The organism is Candidatus Hydrogenedentota bacterium, from assembly GCA_018005585.1.
Classification (GTDB): Bacteria; Hydrogenedentota; Hydrogenedentia; order Hydrogenedentales; family JAGMZX01; genus JAGMZX01.
The window spans coordinates 19,860-28,483 of the sequence record JAGMZX010000013.1 but is presented as its reverse complement, the minus strand read 5'-3'; the positions used below and the strand labels follow the sequence as shown (position 1 = coordinate 28,483).

At 67.7% G+C, this 8,624-nt stretch carries 3 protein-coding genes; all 3 read left to right on the top strand.

The genetic code is table 11. The features are described 5' to 3' along the window. Positions 1–236: hypothetical protein (locus KA184_03905; GenBank protein ID MBP8128701.1), on the top strand; the 236-nt coding region annotated here is incomplete at its 5' end. Between the two features lie 33 nt (positions 237–269). Beyond that, positions 270–6,107, top strand: a complete 5,838-nt coding sequence (locus tag KA184_03900) for an SBBP repeat-containing protein (GenBank protein MBP8128700.1) — start codon at positions 270–272, stop codon at positions 6,105–6,107. Between the two features lie 340 nt (positions 6,108–6,447). Further along, positions 6,448–8,613 carry a protein kinase gene (locus KA184_03895; protein ID MBP8128699.1) on the top strand — a complete coding sequence of 722 codons (2,166 nt, stop codon included), beginning with the start codon at positions 6,448–6,450 and terminating at the stop codon, positions 8,611–8,613. Positions 8,614–8,624 lie beyond the last annotated feature (11 nt).

Below are 8,624 nucleotides of genomic sequence, written 5' to 3'. Positions count from 1 at the left end.
GAGGGAATGGCGTGGCGGGTGAACGTTCGGATGAACCGGTTGAGAAAGGGCAGCCGGAATCGCTCGACGCTTTGCGCAGGACGTACATCTCCTATGTCCTGGGTTTTGCGCACGGGGACGAATCGGCTGCGGCGCGCCTCCTGGAAATCACCCCGGGCGAACTGCGCCGGCTCATGGGCCGGCTTGGCGTCGCGAACCCGCTGAAAGCGCGCGATGCGGCACAACACACGGAATAACACCGGCGGCTTGGGTAGAGACGCCGGGAAGGCGTGGGGTCCTTCGACGCGGTGTGGTACGAGTCGCTGTATCCCGGGGTAAGCCTGGAACTGACGGGCAACCGGACGGGGATCAAATACAACTTCCATGTCGCGCCCGGGGCGGACCCAGAGTCGATCCGGCTGCGGTACGAGGATATCCAGGGGTTGCGGCTGACGCCGGACGGGGCGCTGGAGATCCGGGTGAAGGAGGGCTGGGCGCCGCTTACGGACGGCGAGCCGTACCTGTACCAGGAGGCGAACGGTGAGAAGAAGACGGTGGCGGGCGGGTTCGTGCTGGTGGATGACCACTCGTACGGGTTCGCGGTGACGGGCGCGTACGACACGACGCTGCCCCTGGTGATCGACCCGGCGGTAGCCTGGGGCACCTACCTGGGCGGGACGGGCGATGACTACGGCTACGGCATCGCGGCGGATGCGAGCGGGAACTGCTACGCGACGGGGTATACAAACACAGCCGGCTGGGTGAGCGGCGGCTGGAATACGACGTTGCAGGGCACTGACGGCTTTGTGGTCAAGCTGAGCGCGGCGGGCGCGCACCTGTGGTCGACGTACCTGGGCGGAACGGCCGATGACTACGGTCGAGGCATCGCGGTGGATTCGGCCGGGAACTGCTACGCCACGGGGCAGACGGCCTCTTCGGGCTGGGTGAGCGGCGGCTGGAACACGAGCCATGGCGGCAGCTGGGACGGGTTTGTGGTCAAGCTGAGCACGGCGGGCGCGCACCTGTGGTCGACGTACCTGGGCGGGGCCAGCGCTGACTCCGGCTCCGGCATCGCCGTGGATGCGAGCGGGGCAAACACCTGGGTAACCGGGGACACGGGCTCGACTGGCTGGGTGAGCGGCGGCTGGAATACGACGTTGCAGGGCACTGACGGCTTTGTGGTCAAGCTGAGCGCGGCGGGCGCGCACCTGTGGTCGACGTACCTGGGCGGAACGGGCACTGACTTAGGCTACGGCATCGCCGTGGATTCGGCCGGGAACTGCTACGCAACGGGGCGCACGCAATCCTCCGGCTGGGTGAGCGGCGGCTGGGATACGACGTTCCAGGGCGGTGACGGCTTTGTGGTCAAGCTGAGCACGGCGGGCGCGCACCTGTGGTCGACGTACCTGGGCGGGGCCAGTGACTACGGCTACGGCATAGCGGCGGATGCGAGCGGGAACTGCTACGCGACGGGGCGGACAAACTTGGCCGGCTGGGTGAGCGGCGGCTGGGATACGACCCATAACGGCGGCTCTGACGGCTTTGTGGTCAAGCTGAGCACGGCGGGCGCGCACCTGTGGTCGACGTACCTGGGCGGGACCAGCACTGACTACGGCTACGGCATAGCCGTGGATTCGGCCGGGAACTGCTACGCGACGGGGCGCACGCAATCCTCCGGCTGGGTGAGCGGCGGCTGGCAGACGGCGTACGGCGGCGGTAGCTACGACGGCTTTGTGGTCAAGCTGAGCACGGCGGGCGCGCACCTGTGGTCGACGTACCTGGGCGGGGCCAGCGCTGACTACGGCTACGGCATCGCCGTGGATGCGAGCGGGGCAAACACCTGGGTAACCGGGTACACGGGCTCGACTGGCTGGGTGAGCGGCGGCTGGGACACGAGCTTCGGCGGCAGCTGGGACGGGTTTGTCCTCAAGGCCACCGGCCTCAACGATACGGGCAGCCTTCAGGTGACGCTGGGGCCGGCGGGGGCGGTATCCGCGGGGGCGCAGTGGCGTCCCGTGACGTTCCCCACCTGGTATAACAGCGGGGACACGGTCACCGGCCTCGCGGCAGGGGAGTGGGCGGTCGAGTTCAAGGACGTGTATGGGTACGCGCCGCCGGCAAGCCACGCGGTGACGGTCCCGGCGGGTGGTACCGGGACAGATACCGGCACGTACGTCGCGGTCTCCGTGGACGTGGAATGGTCGACGTACCTGGGCGGGACGGGCGATGACTTAGGCTACGGCATCGCGGTGGACTCGAGCGGGAACTGCTACGCGACGGGGTTCACGGCCTCTTCTGGCTGGGTGAGCGGCGGCTGGAATACGACGTTGCAGGGCCATGACGGCTTTGTGGTCAAGCTGAGCGCGGCGGGCGCGCACCTGTGGTCGACGTACCTCGGCGGAACGGGCAGTGACTACGGTCGGGGCATTGCGGTGGACTCGAGCGGGAACTGCTACGCGACGGGATACACGGGCTCTTCCGGCTGGGTGAGCGGCGGCTGGAACACGAGCTTCGGCGGCGGCAACTACGACGGCTTTGTGGTCAAACTGAGCACAGCGGGCGCGCACCTGTGGTCGACGTACCTGGGCGGGACGGGAACTGACTACGGCTACGGCATCGCGGCGGACGCGAGCGGGAACTGCTACGCGACGGGGTATACGGTCTCTTCCGGCTGGGTGAGCGGCGGCTGGAACACGACCTATGGCGGCGTGGGAGATGCCTACGTGGTCAAGCTGAGCACGGCGGGCGCGCACCTGTGGTCGACGTACCTGGGCGGGACGGGCGATGACACCGGCTACGGCATCGCCGTGGACGCGACCGGGGACTGCTACGCGACGGCGTATACAAACTCGGCCGGCTGGGTGAGCGGCGGCTGGAACACGACGTTGCAGGGCTATGACGGCTTTGTGGTCAAGCTGAGCGCGGCGGGCGCGCACCTGTGGTCGACGTACCTGGGCGGAACGAGTAGTGACTACGGTCAGGGCATCGCGGTGGATACAAGCGGGAACTGCTACGCGACGGGGTATACGGTCTCTTCCGGCTGGGTGAGCGGCGGCTGGAATACGACACTTGGCGGCAGCACTGACGGCTTTGTGGTCAAGCTGAGCACGGCGGGCGCGCACCTGTGGTCGACGTACCTGGGCGGGACCAGCACTGACTACGGCCGGGGCATCGCGGCGGATGCGAGCGGGAACTGCTGCGCGACGGGGTACACGGGCTCTTCCGGCTGGGTGAGCGGCAGCGGGGATACGACCTATGGCGGCGGGAATGACGGCTTTGTGGTCAAGCTGAGCACGGCGGGCGCGCACCTGTGGTCGACGTACCTGGGCGGGACCAGCACTGACTACGGCTACGGCATAGCGGTAGACGCGACCGGGACAAACACCTGGGTAACCGGGTACACGTCTTCGGCCGACTGGGTGAGCGGCGGCTGGAACACGAGCCATGGCGGCGTGGGAGATGCGTTCGTGGCGAAGATCGTGGACAATCCCGTTCCCACTGCCCCGTCGAATCCGGGCTCGACAGCGGTGGACCTGAACACGATTACGTGGACGTGGACGGACAATTCCGGCAACGAGACGGGGTTCAAGGTCTACGACGACCCGGGCTCGGGCCCGCCGGTGACCTTGCAGACGACGACGGCGGCGGACGTTCAGTTGTGGCAGCACGGCGGCCTGAACCCGAACGCGCAGTACGCGTTCCAGGTGGCTGCGACGAACGCGAACGGGGACAGCGCCCTGACGACGAACTACACGGCTTGGACGCTGATCGAGGCGGTGTCGGGCCTGTCGTTCTCCGGGGTGACGGCGAGCGGGATTGGCGTGGGTCCGGCGAACGCGCCGAGCAACCTCACGAGCGGCGCGTCGGGGCTGTATTACGCGAACACGACGGCGGGCACGAACTCCGGCTGGGTGCAGACGTCGGCGCCGTGGGCGTCGGGCGGGCTGAGCCCCAACACGCAGTACACGTTCAGCGGGAAATCGCGGAACGGCGGTTCCGTCGAGACGGCCCCGGTCACGGCGTCCAAATACACGCTGATCGAGCCGTCGGCGGGCCTGACGTACAGCGGGTTCGGGCTGAACACGATTACGGTGGCGTCGACGAACGTGCCGAGCAACCTGACTCTGGGGAGTTCGGGCCTGATCCTGGAGAACACGACGACGGCCACGGATTCGGGCTGGCAGCAGAGCAACGCGCCGTGGACCTCGACGCCGCTCCTGCCGAACACGGCGTACACGTTTACGTGCCGCACGCGGAATGCCGAAGGCGTGGTGAACGTGCAGCAGCCGCTGGAGGTCCGGTACACGCTGATCGAGGCGGTGTCGGGGCTGGCCTTCAGCGGCGTGACGCCATCATCCATCGGCGTGGGTCCGGCGAACGCGCCGAGCAACCTCGCGAGCGGCACGTCGGGGCTGTATTACGCGAACACGACGGCGGGCACGAACTCCGGCTGGGTGCAGACGGCGGCGCCGTGGGCGTCGGGCGGGCTGAGCCCCAACACGCAGTACACGTTCAGCGGGCGGTCGCGGAACGGCGATTCCGTGTCCACGGCGCCCGCAACGGCGAGCAAGTGGACGCTGGCGGCCCAGCCGCTCGCGCCGTCGGTCACGAACGCCACGCAGCACACGCTCGACGTGGCGCTCACGGCGGGCGACGGCAACCCCGCCGGAACCGAATACGCCATCCGGGTGGATTCCGGCTTGCCCGGTAATGTCTGGGTGCAGGCGGATGGGACGCTGGGCGCCGCGCCGGTGTACCGGACGATGCCGGCGTGGGGCGCGGTGACGGTAACGGGCCTTTCCGGAGGCACGTTCTACGGCGTGTTCGGCGTGGCGCGCAACGGCGAGGGAATCGACTCCGCGATGGGTCTCGCGGGTTACGGGCAGACCCTCGAAGACGTGCCGCCGGCGGGCACGGTGGTAATCAACGGCGGCGCGGCGTACACGAACACGACGGCAGCGGCCTTGACCTTGTCCGCGACGGACGGCGGCTCGGGCGTCGCGCACATGCGGTTCAGCAACGACAACGTTTCGTGGAGCGGCTGGGAAGCGTATGCGACGGGCAAGGCGTGGACGCTGAACCCGGGCGACGGCGCGAAGACGGTGTATGCGCAATTCCGCGACGGCGTGGGCAACGTGTCCGCCGGCCCGATCAGCGACGGCATTACGCTCGACACGGTGGCGCCGACTGTGACGCTGTCGTGCGCCGCGCCGGACCCGACGAACGCCTCCATCCCCGTTTCCGCCGTGCTGAGCGAGCCGAGCGTCACGTTCACGCAAGAGGACATCGCCGCGGTCCATGCGTCGGTGTCCGGGTTTGGCGGGGGCGGCACGTCCTACCAATTCACGCTCGTGCCGTCGGCCCAGGGGCCGGTCTCGTGCTCGGCCCCGGCGCTGCGCTTCAGCGACCTCGCGGGCAATCAGAACGCGGGCGCCTCGAACGTCATCTCGCGCACCTACGACAGCGTGGCGCCGGCGGGTTCCGTGACCATCAACATGGGCGACCCCCGCACCAATACGAGAATCGTTACGCTCACCGTCTCCGCGACGGACGCCACCACGGCCGTAACGGGAATGTCCTTCAGGAACGACGGCGGCGTCTGGGGCGCCTGGCTCGCCTTCGCGCCCACGCGGGCGTGGCAGCTCAGCGCGGGCGACGGGGCCAAGACGGTCTATGCGCGGTTCCGCGACGCGGCGGGCAACGTGACGGCCGCGTCCCTTGCCGACTCCATCACCCTGGATACGGCGGAGCCCGGCATCGGCAACATCGCCGCAATCCCCGCCCAGGCCGGCGAGGATGAGACGGTCACGCTGACGTTCGACGTGTCCGAGCCGCTGGACGCCCCGCCCGAGGTGACCGTCAACGGCCACGCCGCGGTGCGCGACACCGAAAAGGCCGGTTATGTCTACCTCTACACCGTGCTCGGTCCGGAGCAGGACCCGTTGGGGCCCGCGTACATCGAGATCAGCGGCGTGGACCTGGCGGGCAACCTTGGCGCGGCGGCGAATTCCAGCGCCCTGACAATCGTCGAGGCCCGTTACGTGCCGGCCCTCAGCGCATCGATGCTTGCGCTGCTGGCGGCGCTGACGGCGGCGGGCGGCGCGGCGGCGTTGCGGCGGCGCAAATAACCCGCGCCTCTACCGGGAAGCGGCGGCTACCCAGCCGCTTCCCGCCTATGAACCAGCGGCCCCGGCGCGACGAGGCATGAGCGCCGGGGCCGCCCCGGTTGCGGCAGGCCGGCCCGGAGGCTGTCCCAAGACGTGATTCCTGACTTGCGCAGGGGCGAGGCATGCCCCGCCCCCGCGGCACGCGGGCAGACTCGCGCCACCCATGTGTCCCGCCGCTCGCGGGGCGCATCCCAATGGCGGGTGCTGCACGGTTGCCGTGACATGGTTGCGCCTGTTCGCCACTTGCGTTACCATCTCCCCGGGCGGAAGGGGCCGGTTATGGTGTCAGGGAGAGGCAGGTATGGCAACACTGGCGCCTGGATTGTCCTTCGGCAAGTACCGAATCCAGCGCATGATCGGGCGGGGCGGCATGGGGATCGTGTATCTGGCCGAAGACGAGACGCTCGGCCGGCAAATCGCGCTCAAGGTCCTCGACCATTCCGTCACGTCCGGCGAGGAATTTGCGCGGCGTTTCCGGGTCGAGGCGCGCACCATTGCCAATTTCCAGCATCCGTATATCATCCAAATCCATTCCCTCGAACATGTCGGCGACGAAATTGCCATCGACATGGAATATGTGCCGGGGGGCTCGCTGGCCGATGCGGAGAAAGCGGGCCCCGTTCCCGCGACGCTTGCCTTGGCCTGTATCCGGGACACGCTGCTCGCCTTGGCCTGCTGCCACGAAGAAGGAATTATCCACCGGGACGTGAAGCCCAGTAATCTTTTGATTCGCAGCGATGGTCACGCCGTGCTTTCGGATTTCGGGCTTGCCAAGCTCCTGGCCGAATATCAGACCCAATCCATTTCGCAGCGCACCTCCTCCGGGATGTTTCTCGGGACGCCGCGCTATGCGCCGCCGGAAGCTTGGGACGGCCAAGAGCCGGCGCCCGCTTGGGATGTCTATTCGACGGGCATGGTCCTCTATGAGGCGATTCTGGGAACTTCGCCCTATGTGGCGGAGACTCCGCTTTCCCTTATGAAAGAAATGCTTGAGAAGCAGATTCCGCCGCTCCACGAACAGGTCGAGGGTGTGTCGCTGGAATTGAGCAACCTGGTTGCCGCGATGCTCGCGCGCGTGCCGGAAGACCGGCCCGCGAACGCGGGCGAGGTCCTGGAAAGCTATCAGCGTCTGCCCGAACTGGCCGGCGGGCAAGCCGCGCGGTTGGACGAGACCCGCACGCGGCTGAAAACGGCCCCCGCGCGGCGCATGCGCCGCGCGCCGGCGCGCGCGTGGTGGCGCGAGCAGCGTAAGGCCTTGGGCCGCGCGGCACGGATTGCGGGGGGCGTCGTGTTGGTGCTGGCCATGGTCACCGCCGGGTTTGCCGTTTGGTCCCGCCGGCCCAGCGGCTCGCGGCCGGCAACGCCCCCCGCGGCTCCCGCGGCCAGCCAGGACCACCTGATTTTTGACTCAATTGACCCTATGGCTCATGCCGCGTTGCCCAATCACTGGTTGATGCTGCGCGCGCCCGGCTCAGACCAATGGGAGGCGCTTGCCGCCGAAACGACGCGTCTCTGGTATGTCCGGGCATCGCCGCAGGCGGAAAGCAACGACTTGGCTTTCGGGGGCTCTTGGGCCGAATACGCCGACCCGTCGGCCCGCGTGTTCCGATACGGGACCCTGACGGGCACGGGCACGTGGCTTCGCATCAGCGAAGAAATGGCGGTTACCCTGAATTTCAGAAGCCTGCAAGACGGGTCGGAATCGACCGAGGCCTTCTTCCTGCGCCTCGCGGCCACGCCCATCTCAACGAAGGATTTCATATACCGGATGGAATTGGGCAGCCACGCCCAGGCACTCCTCTACAAGGAACTGATGCCTCGCAACCAGGCGTGGGCCCAGGTCATCGAATCGAAATTCTTCTGCTCCGTCTCACCGTGCGCCACGGTGCCCCGCCTCGCCGACAAGAGGCCCCAGATCGACGGCATGCTGGAGGATGCGGTCTGGCGCGATTTCATCGCCGGCGCCGGGACGGAGCCCGGCATGACCCCGGCATCCGTGAGCGCTGTTCCCGCCGAGCTCAGGCTCCGCTACGACAACGAGGCTCTTTATCTGGCCTTCGAGGCGAAACAAAGCGTCGCGCGGCCGGCATTGACCATCACGGTATTGCCGCGTTTTGGCGTGCCCGTCCCGCTTTCCGAGCGCTGGGCCGTGCGCACCGAAAAAGACACGGTGCTTGCCGCGGAACATTTGGTCAGCGGCAGGTCGGCCCCGTGGTCCTGCGACTGGGAAATAGCCGAACACGTCGGCGATACTGCGTGGACGGCGGAGGTGCGCATCCCCTTCGCGGGTATTGGGGAGGAAGAAAGCCCGAAACCGGGCGACCGCTGGCGGCTGAATTGCCAGATAACCGATGCCGCGGCAGGAGCGGATTTCTCTTCAGTCTACTGGGGCAGTGAAAAACCCCTCCAGGCGGAGTTGGGGGTAATCCTCGTCTTTCAGGGCGCAGAGACTGTGCGCGGCGAGTGATCATGGTTCCG

What these genes read in the sequence shown, in the direction of transcription:
- KA184_03895 (MBP8128699.1), top strand. Translation starts at nt 6,448, where the DNA reads ATGGCAACACTGGCGCCTGGATTGTCCTTCGGCAAGTACCGAATCCAG.